The sequence below is a fragment of the uncultured Roseibium sp. genome, from assembly GCF_963675095.2.
Lineage (GTDB): Bacteria > Pseudomonadota > Alphaproteobacteria > Rhizobiales > Stappiaceae > Roseibium.
In genome coordinates, this window is sequence record NZ_CAXXSJ010000032.1 from 1 (window position 1) to 16,147 (window position 16,147).

14 protein-coding genes and 2 pseudogenes are annotated in these 16,147 nt (G+C 58.0%); 7 read left to right on the forward strand and 9 right to left on the reverse strand.

The window, feature by feature from the left end; genetic code table 11:
* From pstA to ABIN98_RS12480, 7 genes and pseudogenes are all read right to left on the reverse strand, one after another.
* Positions 1-1,314: phosphate ABC transporter permease PstA (gene pstA / locus ABIN98_RS12450; protein WP_346910380.1), on the reverse strand; the 1,314-nt coding region annotated here is incomplete at its 3' end.
* Positions 1,311-1,985 carry a phosphate ABC transporter permease subunit PstC gene (gene pstC / locus ABIN98_RS12455; protein ID WP_394701491.1) on the reverse strand — a complete coding sequence of 225 codons (675 nt, stop codon included), beginning with the start codon at positions 1,983-1,985 and terminating at the stop codon, positions 1,311-1,313. The genes pstA and pstC, both read right to left, overlap by 4 nt.
* Positions 1,986-2,283: 298 nt before the next feature.
* On the reverse strand, positions 2,284-2,547 hold the full coding sequence (locus tag ABIN98_RS12460; RefSeq protein WP_346910484.1) for a phosphate ABC transporter permease family protein: 264 nt from the start codon (positions 2,545-2,547) through the stop codon (positions 2,284-2,286).
* A 302-nt stretch (positions 2,548-2,849) separates the two neighbouring features.
* Positions 2,850-3,898: pseudogene (locus ABIN98_RS12465) on the reverse strand (substrate-binding domain-containing protein).
* A 356-nt stretch (positions 3,899-4,254) separates the two neighbouring features.
* Complete coding sequence (locus tag ABIN98_RS12470; RefSeq protein ID WP_346910381.1) at positions 4,255-4,410, reverse strand: ATP-binding protein; 156 nt, start codon at positions 4,408-4,410, stop codon at positions 4,255-4,257.
* A gap of 31 nt (positions 4,411-4,441) precedes the next feature.
* Positions 4,442-5,584: pseudogene (locus ABIN98_RS12475) on the reverse strand (histidine kinase dimerization/phospho-acceptor domain-containing protein); the annotation flags it as partial.
* Positions 5,585-6,019: 435 nt separating this feature from the next.
* The gene (locus ABIN98_RS12480) at positions 6,020-6,502 is read right to left on the reverse strand and encodes an SRPBCC family protein (protein ID WP_346910383.1); all 483 of its coding nucleotides are present in this window, start codon (positions 6,500-6,502) and stop codon (positions 6,020-6,022) included.
* A gap of 212 nt (positions 6,503-6,714) precedes the next feature.
* Between ABIN98_RS12480 and ABIN98_RS12485 the strand changes: the two genes are divergently transcribed.
* Entirely contained in the window at positions 6,715-7,617 is a 903-nt protein-coding gene (locus ABIN98_RS12485; RefSeq protein ID WP_346910385.1) for an MBL fold metallo-hydrolase, read from the forward strand.
* A 16-nt stretch (positions 7,618-7,633) separates the two neighbouring features.
* Here ABIN98_RS12485 and ABIN98_RS12490 read toward each other — a convergent pair whose 3' ends face one another.
* Positions 7,634-8,617, reverse strand: coding sequence for a DUF1499 domain-containing protein (locus ABIN98_RS12490; RefSeq protein ID WP_346910387.1), 984 nt, complete (start codon positions 8,615-8,617; stop codon positions 7,634-7,636).
* A 371-nt stretch (positions 8,618-8,988) separates the two neighbouring features.
* Here ABIN98_RS12490 and ABIN98_RS12495 point away from each other — a divergent pair, with 371 nt between their 5' ends.
* Both ABIN98_RS12495 and ABIN98_RS12500 read left to right on the forward strand, forming a co-directional pair.
* Positions 8,989-9,141, forward strand: a complete 153-nt coding sequence (locus ABIN98_RS12495) for a hypothetical protein (RefSeq protein ID WP_346910388.1) — start codon at positions 8,989-8,991, stop codon at positions 9,139-9,141.
* Between the two features lie 215 nt (positions 9,142-9,356).
* A complete protein-coding gene (locus tag ABIN98_RS12500) occupies positions 9,357-10,331 on the forward strand; it encodes a magnesium transporter CorA family protein (RefSeq protein ID WP_346910390.1) in 975 nt (324 codons plus the stop codon).
* Between the two features lie 13 nt (positions 10,332-10,344).
* On the opposite strand, the gene pdxH is transcribed toward ABIN98_RS12500, so the two are convergent.
* A complete protein-coding gene (gene pdxH / locus ABIN98_RS12505) occupies positions 10,345-10,980 on the reverse strand; it encodes a pyridoxamine 5'-phosphate oxidase (protein ID WP_346910391.1) in 636 nt (211 codons plus the stop codon).
* Between the two features lie 180 nt (positions 10,981-11,160).
* Here pdxH and ABIN98_RS12510 point away from each other — a divergent pair, with 180 nt between their 5' ends.
* The 4 genes from ABIN98_RS12510 (at position 11,161) to ABIN98_RS12525 (ending at position 16,091) form a co-directional block, all read left to right on the forward strand.
* Positions 11,161-11,517, forward strand: coding sequence for an RT0821/Lpp0805 family surface protein (locus ABIN98_RS12510; RefSeq protein ID WP_346910393.1), 357 nt, complete (start codon positions 11,161-11,163; stop codon positions 11,515-11,517).
* Positions 11,518-11,718: 201 nt separating this feature from the next.
* The gene (locus ABIN98_RS12515; protein ID WP_346910394.1) at positions 11,719-12,702 is read left to right on the forward strand and encodes a J domain-containing protein; all 984 of its coding nucleotides are present in this window, start codon (positions 11,719-11,721) and stop codon (positions 12,700-12,702) included.
* A 535-nt stretch (positions 12,703-13,237) separates the two neighbouring features.
* Positions 13,238-14,704 carry a hypothetical protein gene (locus ABIN98_RS12520; protein WP_346910396.1) on the forward strand — a complete coding sequence of 489 codons (1,467 nt, stop codon included), beginning with the start codon at positions 13,238-13,240 and terminating at the stop codon, positions 14,702-14,704.
* Between the two features lie 340 nt (positions 14,705-15,044).
* On the forward strand, positions 15,045-16,091 hold the full coding sequence (locus ABIN98_RS12525) for a hypothetical protein (RefSeq protein ID WP_346910398.1): 1,047 nt from the start codon (positions 15,045-15,047) through the stop codon (positions 16,089-16,091).
* Positions 16,092-16,147 lie beyond the last annotated feature (56 nt).

Below are 16,147 nucleotides of genomic sequence, written 5' to 3' on the forward strand. Positions count from 1 at the left end.
CATGAGTATCAGGAACACCAGCAGAACGATGATCGCTCCAGATGCGCGCTCGACGAAGGCCGGGTCTCCACGCTGGGTCCAGTTATAGACCTGGACGGGAAGAGCTGAGGCAGGATCGAAGAACCCTTCCGGCGGCGCTCCGGGATATTCGCGAACGAAGGCCACCATGCCGATCAGCAGGAGCGGAGCGGTTTCCCCCAGCGCCTGGGCGAGACCGATGATCGTTCCCGTCAGAATACCGGGCATGGCCAGCGGCAGAACGTGGTGGAACACGGACTGCATCTTCGAGGCCCCCACACCCAGAGCCGCATCGCGGATCGATGGCGGCACCGCCTTCAGCGCGGCGCGGGTGGCGATGATGATGGTCGGCAGGGTCATCAGCGTCAGAACCAGACCGCCGACGATCGGCGCCGACTGTGGCAGCCCGGCAAAGTTGATGAACACGGCAAGGCCAAGGATACCGAAGACGATCGACGGCACCGCAGCGAGGTTGGCAATGTTCACCTCGATGATGTCGGTCAGGGTGTTTTGAGGCGCGAACTCTTCCAGATAGATCGACGCGGCAACACCCAGCGGCAAGGACAGGGCCAGCACGATCAGCATCATGTAGGCCGACCCCAGGATCGCCACGCCCAGGCCCGCGGCCTCAGGCCGGGTATCGGACGCGTCGGGTGCGGTGAAGAACTGCCAGTTGAACCCGATCGTGAGCACACCGTCCGCCTTCAGCTTGTCCGCCAGCATGAGCTGCTGGGGAGAGACGTTCCGGTCAAGCTCCGCGCTCTCCATGGTCACGCGGCCCTTGTAGTAGCCGTCGATACGCCCTGATGCGAGAAGGTTGAACGGAACGGTTTTTCCGATGCTCGTCGGATGGGCGAGCACATAGCGGCGCAGATCGGCAGGCGCTTCCTTGGAGATCAGTCCCGCCGCGTCCTTTTCGCTCAGCCCGTCGATGACAATCCCTTCCTGCGCCATCTTGTCGGCAAGTGCCTTCTTGATCAGAGGCGCATAACCGAAGGTCGTGACCTTGGCGATGTCGTCGAGATTGCGACCGCCATTCTTGTCCAGCTTTGCCGGGTCAAGATAGACGTCGACCGAAATGTATGTCTGGCGAAAAGACGACAGACCGTTCATCAGGATCGACGTCAGGAGGCCTACGAGCGCCAGCACGCCGATCCCCACTGCGATCTGCCCGATCAGGCGGAAGCGGGCTTCTGCCGCGTTGCGCTGCTTGGTGCGCTTGTCGAGGACCAGAAGCGATCCCTTGCGCGGACCTGAGGTTGCGGCAACGTCGGCCATTGCGGTTGCGTCGCTCATTCGTACTGCTCCCGGTACTTGCGCACGATATAAAGGGCCAGCACATTCAGCCCCAGTGTGAAGACAAACAAGGTCAGACCCAAGGCAAAGGCCACCAGCGTTTCAGGGCTGGCGAACTCCGTATCGCCGGTCAGCTGGCTGACGATCTTGACGGTAACGGTCGTCATGGCCTCGAACGGATTGAGGCCCAGCCTCGCCGCCGCCCCGGCCCCGAGAACAACGATCATCGTTTCCCCGATGGCGCGGCTTGCAGCCAACAGGATCGCGCCGACGACACCCGGAAGAGCCGCGGGCAGAATGACCTGCCGGATGGTTTCCGACTGGGTCGCCCCCAGTCCGTAGGACCCGTCGCGCATGGCCTGCGGCACCGCGTTGATGATGTCATCGGAGAGCGAACTCACGAAGGGGATCAGCATGATGCCCATCACCAGACCGGCGGTCAGAACCGATGACGACGAGGTTCCAAGCCCCAGGGGCTGTGCGAGCCAGTCGCGCAGGAACGGCCCGACGGTGATCAGGGCGAACAGACCGTAAACGATGGTCGGGATACCGGCCAGCACCTCGATGGCGGGCTTCGCCAGGTTGCGCACGGCTCTTCCGGCATATTCCGAAAGATAGACCGCGATCATCAGACCGATCGGAACGGCCACCAGCAATGCCACGAACGACACATAGAACGTGCCCCACAACAGAGGCAGGATGCCGAGGATCCGATCCGCCGCGGAATTGCGGGTTCCATACGGTGGAGAAGAAGAAGTCCTTCGCCGGATACATCTTGAAAAAGTTGAAGGTCTCGAACAGCAGCGAGGCGACGATACCGATGGTCGTCAGGATCGCGACCATCGACGAGCCGATCAGAAGCGCCTTAACAAAGGTCTCGCTGTTGTTTCTGGGCTCGCAGTTCGGGCCGGATGCGCGTAAAGGCCCATCCTCCGACGGCAAGCGCCAGGCCCAGGACGGCAACCGTCATCAGCAGGGAGCCGGTCTTCTGCTGGGAGCGATAGGTTTTGGCGGCGTCGAACACTTCGACGGGAACGTTGGATCCCAAGAGCGACCCCGACATCGGCGAGGCGGCTGCGGGACGTTGGTGAAGTCGGCGCGCATCCGGGCCAGGTCATCTTCGCCGAGCCCGCCTTTTTCCATCAGCGCATCCAGGCCTTCTGCGATCCGGCGAACGTCGGACATGACCAGGCTGCGTGCGCCCCCTTCCGGGATGACGCTATCGGGGATCATTTTGCTCACGCCCGCCTTCGATCAGCATCGGCTGCACGAACAGCCAGGCGGCCAGAAGAAGCAGGGCCGGAACGGCGCGTGAACAGCGCCAGGAACTGTCCGTAGTAACTTGGGAGGGAGTGCAGTTTGCGGCCTTCATTCGCCGCCTGAGGACAGGGCACGATGCCTGCCTACGAAGTAGCCAAGCACAGCAAGGCCCAGCACAATCAGGATAAGGATGCCCACGCTCATTGTTTTCCGCCATAATCAAAAAATGGAAACCGGTGGCGCGCAATGCGTGCGCCACCGGTCGATTTTGGAGATTACTTCAGCGGACCCATCGGAGTGCGGTTCTTGACCATTTCCTGGGTCTTAGCCAGTTCCGGGTCGGAAACGAGGCCGTAAGCGGCCAGCGGGCCATCCGGGCCAGCCATTTCGTCAGAAACGAAGAACTCGACATATTCCTGCATGCCCGGGATCACGTCCAGGTGAGCGTTCTTCACGTAGAAGAACAGCGGACGGGAAACCGGATATTCGCCGGAAGCGATCGACTCGGTGGACGGGGTCACGCCGGACATGGTCGCGACCTGCAGCTTGTCGGTGTTGTTCTGGTAGAAGGACAGACCGAACAACGCCGATACCGTTCTTGTTGGCGTCAACGCGAGCCAGCGTTTCGGTGTAGTCGCCGTCGATGTCGATGGACACGCCGTCGGTACGCAGGTTCATGCAGGACTTCTTGGCAGCTTTCTTGTCGCCACCGTTTTCAGCCATGATGGCTTCGAAGGGTGCCGTCTTCTTCACAACCGTCGGCAATAACCTTCTCGTCGAAGACTTCGCGAGTACCGTGCTTGGTACCCGGGACGAAGGCCAGGATTTCCTGCTTCGGCAGATCGGCGCGGACCTGATCCCAGGTCTTGTAGGGGTTGTCGACCAGCTTGCCGTCCACGAGAACCTTGGCAGCCAGGGCCTTGTGCCAGTCAGCCGGGGTGAAGGCGAAGCTTGCACCGTTGATGTCGCTGGCGAAGACGATGCCGTCATAACCGATGCGAACTTCCTGGATTTCGGTCACGCCGTTCTGAGCGCACAGGTCGATGTCCGACTGCTTGATGCGCGAAGAGGAGTTGGCGATGTCGATGGTGTTTTCACCAACGCCTTCGCACAGCTTCTTACGGCCAGCGCCCGAACCGCCCGATTCAACAACCGGGGTCGGGAATTCGAAGTTTTCGCCGAATGCTTCAGCAACGATGGACGCGTACGGCAGAACGGTGGACGAACCAGCGATCTGGATCTGGTCGCGAGCCTGAGCGGCACCAGCGACAACGGTTCCGGCAACAGTCAGTGCTGCCACGCTAACGAGGGTCTTGAATTTCACTTGACCACTCCTTTTGAATGTCAAGGTTTGTTGGATAATCGCAAAGACCGTGAAGCCCCAGCGACGAGCGCGACCCTAGGCCTCGCTCGTGAGACTTCTATGACGGTTGTATATCAGTTTTGTGACTGTTTATCCCTTTGAAATATATAGATTATTTTTAAAACGTAACAGAAACACAAAAAATGAGCCGCGACTTACGCGACAAAATCCTTACTCTTCAGATTGAGCAATTCCGACAATACAGGCGATGCTTGTATCCCCTCCCGCGTCCGCCTCATCGAAACTGCCTGAGCGTCATCAGTGCAATACCGGTCGCCCGGACCTGCGCAGGAGAACAGGTGCGGACCGTGGCGGCTTCAGACCGCTCCGGATGGCATGAAATGGACGGTGAAAACCGACCCCTTACCCTGAGCGCTCTCGATTTCGAGCCGGGCCCGGTGGCGCGCCAGGATGTGCTTCACGATCGCAAGTCCGAGACCCGTCCCCTTCATGGCCCCGGCTGGAGCCCACATCGACCCGGTAGAATCGCTCCGTCAGACGCGGGACATGTTCCGACGCAATGCCTGCCCCGTAGTCCTGAACGGAAAGACAGACGTGTTCCGCCGGGTCCCCGTTCTTCTTCATGGAAATCCGGATATCCACGAACTCCCCGTCGCCACCGTACTTCAAGGCATTCTCGACAAGGTTTTCCGCCACCTGGATCAGTTCGTCCCGGTCGCCCTTGACGATGGCGTCGTCAACATCGACCTCGGTGCGAATCGTCATTCCCAGATCACGCGCAAGCGGTGCGAGCGCATCTGCCGTATGGCGCGCGATCTCGATCAGATCGACCGAAGCGCTCGGCCGGACGTGCGCCTTCAGTTCGATTCGGGACAGGGACAGGATGTCGTCGATCAGGCGGCGCATGCGACCGGCCTGTTCCAGCATGATCTTGAGGAACCTGTCCCGCGCCTCGGGGTCGTCCTTGGCCGGCCCCTGCAAGGTTTCGACGAACCCGGTCAGGGATGCCAGCGGCGTGCGCAGCTCATGGCTTGCATTCGCAACGAAGTCGGTGCGCATCCGTTCAAGGCGCTTTTGTTCCGTCTGGTCGTTGATGACCACCAGAATGAAATCCGGCTTGGCCGGCAGATGGTCTGCGACAGCGGAACCGGGCATGTAGACGGGCGCCACATGGGCCTCGAAGAAGGCTTCCGTAGGCACCTTCTCCTGCCAGTGGATCCGTTCCGGCTCGCCGGTCGTCGAAACGCGGTCGAACGCTTCCAGCAGAGACGGCGCCCGCAGGGAGAAGGACAGGGGGTCGCCGGGCTTGACCTGGCCGTAATAGTCGATCGCGGCGGCATTGACATAACGGGTAATGCCGCGGCCGTCGGCAACGAAACAGGGCACCGGCAAGGCATCGACTGTGACCTTCATGCCGGTTCCAGGCCACATGCGCCGAAGCTGGCGACGCTGGCCGGCCTGCAGCTTCATCGACCGTGAGCGGCGCGGCACGAACGCCGCCACCGCCGCCAGGGTGACGACACCCGACAGGGAGGCGAGCACGGGAACGCCGTAAACCGCGGACGCGACGGCCCCCAGCACGACGCCAACGAGCACAAGCCAACGCGCGTCGCGGAACCGCGACAGCGGAGCAGCCCCTTCCAGGTCAATGGCCAGATCGTCTGGCGAAGTGAATTTGTCGGCCATCCTCAAACGCTGGCTGTTGCAGATACCTTTTGGCGGATCAGTTCACCGAACTTAGCAGATTCCCAAGACGGCGCTGTCGTCACGGCCCGTGACGGTGGGCAAAGCTGATAGCACGCAGGATATGTCAATCAGGCGACATTAGAGCATCGGTCGATAACTTTGAACCATTTGATGTCTGAAAGCAGTTCATTCGGCAAGGCGCGTCGCGAAGCGCGATGCGGTGCATCGAGCAAGCGGCGCAACGCAGCCGATGGGCTGCTTTCTGCCACCCGAAGGGCCGGGCTCTTTTGCCCGCTGACTGCGTTGGCTCGCGCTTGTGGTGGGAAACACCACGGCGCGCAACCCGCCTTGTCAGCAGACAAAAGCGCACCGGTCAAATGATTCAAAGTTATCGACCGATGCTCTAGTACAAGTTTCGCAGCAGAAAATACTTTGTCAGCGAAATTCCTTGCTGGCAGCGACTTCGGTCATTCGCTCAAGCCGCTTTTCCCAGCCGCCATCGGCGGCCATGGCGTGCAGATAATCGTCCGCGTCCTCGCCATGACGAAGGAATTCGCTGTGCACCAGCTCCAGGCGGGTCGTCTCACCCGCGTCGCGAAAGCTGATCATGACGCGGCTTGCCGTTGCCGGATCCGCAATCGGTTCCCCTTTCGCGGAAACCTGCCAGGCAAGACGGACATAAAGAGGCTCTTCGATGGACAGGATCGTTCCCCAGACCCGTCTGCGGCCGTCCTCACCGATTTCGTAGCACGTTCCGCCGGGGCGCGGTTCGATGCCGCATTCGCGGATCGCGCCGCCGCTGCCGGGAAACGGCGATATCCACCAGGCCGAAGGATGATCGACGACCAGCTCAAACGCTTTCCCGCGAACCAGCGGAAGGACACATTCGAACCGGCACGGTTCTTCGTTCGACATCATCGGCCCCTCAAATTCCATTTGCGCGCATAAAAGTGGTACCAGAGAAAACTGCCCGCAGACGGCCGTCTGCTGCCGGCGAGGCTGTAGCCGGTTCAGGCATCATAAAGATGACACCTCGAATGGCATCGTGGTGCACGATATAAGATCCATGCTATGGGGCAAGATGCGATCAGGCAACGAGTGCCTGTTGTCACGGGAAAAAGGGACCTCGGTTGAAGCACGAACGCACATTCGATCCTTCCTATGGAACAGCCGTGGAGGTGTCGGACGGCATCCGGCGCCTCACGTGCGAGAACCCCAGCCCCTTCACCTTCCACGGGACCAACACCTACCTGATCGGCCAGCGCAAGATAGCGGTTCTGGATCCCGGACCGGCGAACGAAGCGCATATCGACGACATCGTGAACGCTGCCGGCGCCGACGCCATCAAGGCCATCCTGGTCAGTCACACGCATATGGACCATTCGCCCGGAGCCCGGCTGTTGCAGGCCAGGACGGGAGCGCCGATCATCGGCTGCGGACCGCACAGAGCGGCCCGCAGCCTTGCAAGCGGCGAAGTCAACACGATGGATGCAAGCGCCGACAGCGACCACGTTCCGGATGAGGAGCTGAAAGCCGGCGACACGTTTTCGCTTGGCGACATCGTCTTCGAAGCCATCGAGACCCCCGGACATACGGCCAACCATCTGTGCTTCGCCATTTCGGGAACGCAGATCCTGTTTTCCGCCGATCATGTGATGGCATGGTCGACGTCCATCGTGGCCCCGCCGGACGGCAACATGCGGGACTACATGACGTCCCTCGAGCGCCTTCTTCAAAGGCAGGAGACCGTCTATCTACCGGGCCACGGTGGCGTGGTCCGCGAAGCACACGGATATGTCGAGGAACTGAAGGCCCACCGCCTGGGTCGGGAGCGTTCCATCCTGGACCGGCTTGATGATACGCCTGTCTCCATCCCGGATCTCGTCCTGCAGATCTACGACGATCTGCCTCCCGGGCTGCGGCCGGCGGCGGCTCTTTCCGTCTTCGCCCATCTGGAAGATCTGGCAGAGCGCGGCCTGGTTTCGGCCGATCCGAACGTCACGCTGACAGCGTCTTACCGCCGGGCATCCTAGGGTACGGACCCTGAGCCTAGCCGGAGAGGCCGGCGGCGGTGTTTTCCTCATCGGGCGCAGGATTGCCTTCCTCCCCGAAATAGGGCTTGAAGGCAGGGATCGGAATACGCTCCGCATCCGCCCTCCCCGTGTCGACTTCAACCGGCCTTTCCGCGCCGGACTCCGAGGCAGCCTGATCGGGAGTGGCAAGGTCTTCCTCTATGACCGAAACCCGGGCAAGGTCGCCGTAGGTTTCAAGCAGGACATCATCGATTCCAGCGAACAGGGCACGGATGCGGTCCGCATTCCCGGTCAGGCCTTCGAGACCGAATCGGGACACGGACCGGACATCCAACAACACACCCACCGGATCCGGTCTGATCCGTACGACCATGTCTTCGACCAGCCCGAGCAGCGGCGTTCTGGCTTCCACCTGCAATCCGGTGGGAGCGTCGAGGAGGTCAGGCGGCAATTCATAGGTGATCACCCAGCCGTTGCGCCTGGCGACTTCCAGTGCCGCCGCATGCAGCTGCGCCGGGGCAATCCGATATCGGCGCGGAACGATATCGGGGAAAAGATCCCGTTGCAGGCCGGTTTCCGAAGGCTGGAACAGCGCTTTCAGGACATCGCCCGGATCTTCGCCAGCTTCACTGGTTACGGTCTTGAATTGCGGCGGGTCACTCCAGTTCGTGGAAACATCCCCCATCCCCGGAGACAGGACGGCTTGCCCTGCAAACAGTCCCAATGGCACCAGGGCGACCAGACCGTACAGTGTGCCCAGAACAGCTTTCGCCGCGCCCGTACCGCCCCGAACCCAAAGGCGGGTGAACGCCACCAGAGCGAACAGGATCGCAACGATGCCAAGCCCCGCCCCCGCAAGGACGGAGAACACCATTTCGCGAGGGCCGATCAACGCAACGCGTTGCGCGAGCACCGCAAGGATGCTGACAGGCACAGCCACGGCACCGAGCCGCTGGCTGACGCGCGCACTTGTCGAACTGTAGACCGGATACCGCTTCATCACACCGCAGATTCGTTTATGGCCTTCGCAAAGCTAAGGGTTAGCACCACATTTCAGGAAACAGAAAGCAGAAACACGAGGAAACGACATATGTCATATGACGCGCCTTCGGAATATAGAACCGGCTTCTTCCGCTGAGAAGGCTTCACTCAATGTAGTATAAACCCTTAAACCGCAGAGTATCCCTGAACAAATTGTTAAGCCGCGTAACAAACTGTCATGTCTTTTGACTGGCACCCTTTCTCTCAAAAGCGCATCATGAATCGTCGTTAACCAGGCGTTGCGCCGAAGGGCCTGCAAGCTCAAATTGCCCTAAGAAGGTCCCAATCGAAGTGCACGCTGACCGAAACGCATCGATTTGGACGCAAACAATGTCTAGAACAGCAACACGCCCAGCCTCTCAAACCTCTGCTTCTGCAAAGCCCAATCTGGAAAACCAGTACAAGCCGGTGGGTATTGCCGCGGTCAACGCGGCCACGATGTGCAAGAGCCAGCCCCGGCCGGACAAGACCGGCAAGAAATAGTCCTGGCGGGACGTTCGCGGCCAGTGCTCCAGTCACGGGTTTGATTTGTTGCCGGCTCCTGTTGCCCGACCGCAGTGCGGTTCGCGGGAAACAGGTGTTTTGCGCCGGTCACATGGTTTAAAGTTGTCGCCCGACGTTCTCATCTTCCGGTATGGTTGAACAGGCCGTAGCGAATCGCTTTCGGCTGGTTCTTTCGCGATTCCGGGAGCGCTTCGATGATCATCGCCTATTGCCCGTCCACGTCCGGCCTGACCCGGATAGAACTGGCCCCAGGCGATCAGCTGCCCACGACATCCGTGTGGATCGATCTGGTGCGTCCGACCCTGGAAGAGCAGAAAACCGCCGAAAAGCTGATGGGCGCGGCGATCCCGACCCGGGAGGAAATCACGTCGATCGAGACCTCCGCGCGTCTTTACGACGAGCCGGGCGCGATCGTCATGACCGCGATTCTGCCCATGGCCGCCAAGGCGCTCGACCCGGAGCTGTCGTCCGTCACCTTTGTTCTGAGTTCAAAGCGACTGGTCACCGTGCGCTACGGCGAACCGAAGTCGGTCGCCATTTGCGCCCGCAAGGTGCAAACGGACACAACGATCGCCCATACCGGGTCGGCTGTCCTCTTCACCATGCTCGATATCATCGTCGACCGGTGTGCCGACGTCATGGAAGAAGCCTCTTCGCTCTACGATACACTTTCGCTTCAGGTGTTCGAGGAAGGCCTCACTTCCCGAAAAACCAAGAGCTACCAGTCAGCCATCAAGGAACAGGGCCGCATCGGATTGCAGATCGCCAAGATGCATGACGTATGCGCCAGCTTTTCCCGAATGATGCTGTTTCTGGCCAGCCATGCCCAGAAGGTGTCCTTAAACGAAGAGCAGATCGAGCAGTGCCGCCTGGCCGGACGGGACATTCACTCCATCAAGGAGCATGGCGACGCGCTGGACAACAAGCTGTCCTTCCTGCTCGACGCGACCATCGGCCTCGTAACCCTTGAACAGAACCAGATCATCAAGATCTTTTCCGTTCTCGGCGTCATCTTCCTGCCGCCGACCCTGATCGCCTCGATCTACGGCATGAATTTCATCAACATGCCGGAACTGAAGTGGGATTTCGGCTTTTTCTTCTCGCTCGCCCTGATGTTCGGATCCGTCGCCGTGACTTTCCTGTTCTTCCGGATGAAGAAACTGTTGTGACGGGACAGCCGCCTCACGGATAAAGCCGGCTCGTGGTCCACTCGTCTTCCGGGCCGGAGCGTTTGAACTGAACGCGGTCATGGAGACGGAACGGGCGGTCATGCCAAAATTCGATCGAGGTGGGCACCAGCCGCATTCCGGACCAATACTCGGGGCGCGGGATCTCTCCGAGGGCGAATTTGGCGGTGTAGCGGGCGACTTCCTTTTCCAGCGCGAAGCGGCTTTCCAGCGGGCGCGACTGCTTGGAGGCCCAGGCACCTATGCGGCTGCCGCGCGCCCTGGAGCGGTAATACTCGTCCGCTTCCTGATCGGAGACAGGACTGACCGGTCCGCGAATCCGGATCTGGCGGCGCAGGGATTTCCAGTGAAAGCACATGGCGGCCTTGCCCGCGGACAGCAGTTCGGTCCCCTTCGCGCTTTCGAAATTCGTGTAAAAAACGAAGCCCCGTTCGTCGAAGCCCTTCAACAAAACCATCCGCACATTCGGCAATCCATCCGCGTCCACCGTCGCCAGAGCCACGGCATTCGGATCGTTGATTTCAGCTTCCGTTGCGTCGTTAAGCCATTCACCGAAAAGCTCAAACGGTTTCTTGACCTCCGTAAAGTCACCATTTGTTAACTCTTTTGTCGAAGGGTCAGAGGTGGTCATCGGATACCTGTCAAAAAAAATCGATGGCTCGTCCAAATGTGTATTGAGTAGCCGGACAAGCGAGGTCTTGGGGGCGTGTTTGAGTTCAAGTCATATACCGCCAGAGGTATAAAGATCCAGAGCGCATGGCTGGCAGCAGCCGCGATTTCCGGATTGCTCGGAGCGTGCAGCCCGGTCAGCATGCCGATCGGCAGCTCGGATATCGAAACGCCGCTCGTGCTCACCGGATCCATCCCCTCCCTGGACGACGACGCCTACGCCGACGTAGGCACCGATGACCGGAAGCTGATCGCGCAGACCATTCACATGGCCGTGGACGACAACAACACGGCTGAGGACCTTGCCTGGACCAATCCGGACAGCGGCAATTCCGGCACGATCTCCGCCCTCGACGTGTCCAAGTTCAAGGACACGGGCTGCCTCTCGTTCAAGACGACGGCCAATACGATTACCGGTGTCAGGCTTTACGAGGGAACCGCCTGCCGCGACATTTCCAAAACCATGGCCATCACCGTGCTGCGCGTCGCCAAAACTTGATTGCGCTGGTATTCCCGGTAAAACAGCGGCTAATCTTACTGCTCCCGGGAATCGGATCTGGAATTTTTCCCAAACACTTCCGATATACAGGGCAACACTGTTCAGCGACCGCCCAGGTGAACCGCCGCTGGAAGATGCGGCAGCGTTTCGGGAAGGAGCGCTGGCTCTCAACAAGTACCCCATGGGGTTAGGTGACAACAGATGCGTGATCCCTACAGCGTTCTCGGCGTGGCGAAAGGCGCCAGCGAGAGCGATATCAAAAAGGCCTTCCGGAAACTGGCCAAAAAATATCATCCGGACCAGAACAAGGACGATCCGTCGGCACAGCAGCGCTTTGCCGAAGTCAACCAGGCTTACGAGATCGTCGGCGACAAGGAAAAACGCCAGAAATTCGACCGCGGCGAGATCGACGCGGATGGCAAGCCGCGGTTCCAGTCCCACGGTTTCGACGGCTTCAGCGATTTTCAGGATTTCGGAGGTGCCGCCGGCGCCCGCGGTTTCCGTGGGCAGGGCGGCGGCTTTCAGGGCGGCGGCCCGACCGGTGGCGGTGGCTTCGACGATATTCTGAACGACATTCTGGGCGGGTTCGGCGCCGGCCGCAAGGCCCGCGCAGGCAATGCGTCCGCCGGCCCGCGCGGCCCGGCCCCTCAGAAGGGCAAGAATGCCGAATTGATTGCAAACGTCTCGCTTGAGGAACTGGTCACGACCGGCAAGACCCAGGTGACCCTGCCGAACGGCAAGACGGTCAATGTCACCATTCCTGCAGGCAGCAGCGAAGGCGATACGATCCGCCTGCGCGGCCAGGGTTATCCGGGCGAAGGCGGCGGCCAGCCGGGCGATGCCCTCGTCCAGGTTCACCTGAAGCGGCACAAGCTGTTCGAAGTGCGCGGCAGCGATCTGATCCTGGATCTGCCTCTGACCCTTTATGAGGCGGTTCTCGGCGCGAAGGTGCGCACGCCGACCCTGACCGGCGCGGTCAATCTCAGCATCCCGCCGAACTCCTCAGGCGGCAAGATCATGCGCCTGAAGGGCAAGGGCCTGCCGACCAAGGGCGGCGGCCACGGGGACCTTCTGGTCCGCCTGCAGATCGCCCTGCCGCCGAATGCGGATGACGAACTGGAAACCCTGATGAAGGCCTGGAAGGAAGTCACCCCCTACCGGGCGCGGGGACCGGAATTCGAATAAGGTTTGAACAAGCGAACAGAAAAGGCCGTCGGCAATCTAACCGACGGCCTTTTCCTGAATGCAGGGGCATAGCAAAAAATTGAGCCGCACCCCGCGGTCCCTCACGACCTTCGGGGTTCGGGCATGCTCCAGAATTCTGAAACATGCAAAAAGCTGCGACGTCCCGGGCCCCGCGATGACATAAACGTCGATCGTCAGCTTCGCGCCTTCGTTTCCGCCGTTGGTAGGATTTCCTCCCGATCTGTAAAGCTGCCATTCGTTGCGTGACGCGCGAAGGTCTATAGTGGGCGGGGAGCGGTCGTTCGTTGCATGAGCGAATGTTGACTTCATCAAAAGGTAAGGTGACGTTCACGACAGCTTGATGTAGCGCCTGGGAACAGAGATCGACGCCGCACATCACCAGATGAATGGTGGCTGGGCAATATAACTAAACAAGGGCAGAGGCTTGGGAAGATTCTCAAACGAGAAGCGATCGTACTGGGAGCGAAGACTCCACGATCTTCTGCGGCCTGTCTCAGCTGAAGATATTGTGGTTTTGAGCTGGGCAATTGAAGCGATGCGAGACGGTCGCGAGGAAGCGGCGCGTCGTCGTCTTGAGATACCAGGTAGCTCGGGAGATCATCAAATTGGTGGCAAATATTTCGTGCCGCCTTGGTCGATCGACGCCATTCTTCGCGAAAAACTTTCTCTTGGGCCTGCGGAGAAAAATGCGAAACGCCTAAACCTAAAATCGTGGAATGGTGTAGCCAAACTGGTCAACGTATATACAGCGTTGGCCAACGCGGAGAGCGTCATGGATTACTCGCCGAGCGATGTCTTGGCAGCGATGCCGCGCTTGTTCTGGCCTCAATATGATTGGCAGCTTGGCACGTCAAATATGTTTCGCATTGGACGCGCGTGGCATGTGTACGCAACACATGAAGGTAAAGCTGCCTTTTCTGCAAAGTACGGGATCGATTTGGAGATTTTCCTGAAAGTTGGCTTCGGGATCTATGCTGGAAGTACAGAACACCCAGCGATACGATCTGGTTATCTTGCAGCGCTTGGCGTTACGAATACGCAATTACACCAAGTGCGACAGATCATCGGTGATACGCTCAAAGGACATTATGAATGGGCAAGGAGTACTGGCAATCCTGATGTCCCGCGCGACTTCCTTCGTAGTGTCACAAAGGAACGGCCCATCTTTGAAGTATCTGATACCAATGGGCCAGCCTATTGCGTTCCTTCTCGATCCAATCTCATGCTTCGTATTACCGACGGGCTTTACTATGATATCGTATCCGACTCCAATGCGAGACGGCGGTCTGGGGAAGCGTTTGAATATCTCTGCTTGAAAATAATTCGACATTATGCCGGCGCGACCAGATCAGTTGAACCTGAACGTAAAACTACATACGGTATGAGCGCGGATATTCTTGTTGAAGACAACTCAACTTCGACAGGTCTCATTATTGAATGTAAAATTCGGCGACTTCCGCAAAGGGTGTTGACGTCACCGGACCCGTTCGAGGACTGTGCTGATGCATTTGACGATGTTATAAAAGGCATCGTTCAGATCTGGCGGACATACCATGAGTTCTATAGTGTATCACCTATGAACATGGCAGGCGTTGTGCTGCAATATGACCCTTGGACAATATTGGGAAATGCCTTCGTCAGTAAATTGTTTAAGTCAGCCCACGAAAAAGCGAATGAGTTGGACATACCAGCCAGTGATCGCATCCCGGTGGCACTGGTCGGTTATTCTGATTTTGAGCGCCTGCTAAGAGATTACGAATACGCAGATATATTTGAAGCTGTCTGCGATTGGGACACTGAAAACTTCCATGGTTGGGAACTCGTTGGCGTTTTAAGGAATAAAAAGTTAGAAAAGAAGCCTAAACCAGCATTTGACTATGGAAAGCTTGTCACAGGCAGCGGTCCCTTGGTGGGAGCAACTCTGATAACGCGCGCCTGCGAGCTCGTGGAAAGGTTGTTCCGAGTGCAATCCGCGATTTAGCCAAACAAGAAAACTCGGCATCAGTGGCTGCAAATGAACGGTCATAAAGGGCTGAACTGGTCATCTCCTGACTTTGCACGAATGGCCGGTATGGCCGTAGGCGGAATGGTGGCTTACGAATGCCAAATCAACGAAGCCGACATTCGAGGGTATGGACCCGCGGTGATCCTCGGTTGACCAATGAAATGTTGCTTTTGGAACTGCGGCCCGAAACAGTTTGCATCATATTGGGAAACTAAGGGGCAGCGAGGCGATGATAAAAAGCGAGCACCCACCAAGCTGGGCAAATTGGCGGGTACACGAAGAGACCTCCGAAGCTACGCAAGCTTACGAGGTCAATTTGTTCACCGATGCTTGGATTATTGGACAGGAAAAGCTAGGCCCATATACGTTTCTGAACAATGTGCCAAATCCGGGAAGTCAGGGGAAATACGCCCTCAAACCGAGCATCACGCTCAGAGTACAAACCTCTATCGAGCAGCAACTTCCCGACATGACGAAAACGGCCGACGAACACTACCATGGTGGCGCACTCGTCGACGAAATCGCTGCATTGGCATCATTGGTACTCGGAATTCGTCTAGAGGCGGGACCATTAGAGAGAACGTTTGAAGTAGGTGCCGATCCGCGTGGCAGACCATCCGCCCATCTTGCGTCAGATTATCCCGTTCTACCGATAAACAATACTGGTCCACAAATTCCCTGGCTTCACAGAGACGCCAAACTAGCTGAACTCATTTTCCTGGAGACCTTCCCAAATTTAAAACAGGCAGATGCTATTGCGGTTGTAAAGAGCGCGAGGCAGTTCCAAAAAGCGTTATGGCTTTCGGACGCCTCACCGGAAATTGCCTGGTTAATGTTTGTGTCCTCAGTCGAAATTGCTGCAAACAATTGGGATAAAAAAATAAATTCGCCGCTTAAACGGCTAGAAACGAGTTATCCGAAGCTTGTTAAACTGCTTGATGGATATGAAGGAGATCTGACCAATAAAGTAGCTGCTCAGCTTTCAGGAGTAATTGGATCAATAAGTAAATTTAAGAACTTCATGATATATTTCAAACCGCCTGCACCGGTTAAGAGACCCGAACATGGCCTATTCGATTTCGAAGATAAGAACTTCAAAAAGTCGATGATAAAAATCTATGAATACCGATCTAACGCGCTGCATGGCGGAATACAATTTCCATACCCAATGTGTAATCCACCGCCTCGCATCAGCCCTAAAATAACTGCACCGGAAGAGAAACCGATTGGTCTAGCTACATCGGCATTGGGAGGCACTTGGAAGTCAGAAGACACCCCAATGTATCTGCATTTATTTGCATACATTGTACGCCACAGTCTTCTTAAGTGGTGGGGCAGTCTCGTGGGTCAACCCACAACATAGAGCCCTATACATTCCCGTGATTTGGGTTTTCAGTACTTTCAAGGCATTCGATCAAT